At 37.7% G+C, this 1,333-nt stretch carries 2 protein-coding genes; both read left to right on the top strand.

The window, feature by feature from the left end; translation table 11 throughout:
* The first annotated feature begins 74 nt into the window (after positions 1 to 74).
* On the top strand, positions 75 to 425 hold the full coding sequence (locus CSV60_RS15685) for a transposase (RefSeq protein ID WP_158233196.1): 351 nt from the start codon (positions 75 to 77) through the stop codon (positions 423 to 425).
* Positions 422 to 1,279, top strand: coding sequence for an IS3 family transposase (locus CSV60_RS15680; protein WP_233189653.1), 858 nt, complete (start codon positions 422 to 424; stop codon positions 1,277 to 1,279). The genes CSV60_RS15685 and CSV60_RS15680 overlap by 4 nt, the downstream gene beginning before the upstream one ends.
* Positions 1,280 to 1,333: the final 54 nt, after the last annotated feature.

Raw genomic sequence — 1,333 nt, 5'->3', positions numbered from 1 at the left:
GTAGTCGCCCCCCTTAAAATGGACACAGAAGATGTTATAGTTGTAGGAACATACTGTCACGGGAGGGGTTCATTTTGGAATTCATAAAAAAGGGCAGAAAGAGAATATTATCTTTTGAACAGAAATGCACAATCGTTAAAGAAGTTTTAGAAGAGAATCGGCCAAGAACAGATATTGCCACTGAGCATCAAATTCACATCAATTCTATTTCTAATTGGATTCGTATCTATAAAGAAAAGGGTGTGGAGGGCTTACGCCCCTTCGTAAAAACCCCGATAGTTCCAAGAGACCAATTGAGAGATGAACTCAAACGGCTTCAAGAAATTGAAAAGAAATATAATGAACAGCTAACGGAGATTGAAATCTTAAAAAAGTTCCAAGCCTTTCTCAAGGAGAAGGAAAACAAAAGGCATACGAAGCGATAACAGTCTTGAGAAAGGTTTACACTGTAAAGCAATTATGCAGTGCATTAGGCGTATCCAGAAGTGGTTATTACGTTTATTTAAAGCGTCCAAAAAAGAAAGTAACTAGTCGCGATCAAGAAGATATTAAAGCGATTAAAAAGATAGTTAAAGAGAATCGTGGCACCTGTGGGGCAAAGCGTATTTCAGGAGTACTCCGTGCGGTTAATCACATTATTAATCATAAACGTGTGGCCCGTCTTATGAAGGAATTGAATATACAATCCAAGATCCGACGGAAAAAATATACGAAAGAAATTAGAACTAAAGCAGCTGGGTATATTTATCCCAATCTACTTGCCCGTGATTTCAATGCCCTGCTTCCCAATCGTAAATGGGTAATGGACGTAACTGAATTCATTAGGGATGATGAAAAAGTTTTCGTATCCGCAATAATGGATTTATATGATCGGAATCCAATTGGAGTCGTGATAGGACGTACTTCCAATAATGAGATGATGGAAAGGTCGATTCGCAAGGCAATGAAAGAGCGAAATCTAAAAGACCTCTCCGGAGTGATTCTTCATACAGATCAAGGGAATTCTTATCGATCTCATCGTTATAATCAGTTATCAAAAGAACTTGGTTTTATACCAAGTATGTCCCGAAAAGCAAACTGTTGGGATAATGCCGTAATTGAAAGCTTTTTTTCACATTTTAAAACTGAGTTACCTTATCATTATTCAATTGAAACGCCAACACTTCTTGAGGAAGCCATTCCAAAGTTCATTACATACTACAAAGAAATACGTAGCCAAAAACGCTTAGGTTATTTGTCTCCCGAAGCATTCCTGGCTAGGTATTTGGAAAGTGCATAACACACACAATTGTACATAAACTTTCGTGTCCATTTTTAAGGGGCTTGACTACTG

The organism is Sporosarcina sp. P7 (assembly GCF_002743425.1).
Classification (GTDB): Bacteria; Bacillota; Bacilli; order Bacillales_A; family Planococcaceae; genus Sporosarcina.
Note: the sequence above shows the minus strand (reverse complement) of the source record. Positions and strands in the feature narration are given on the sequence as shown.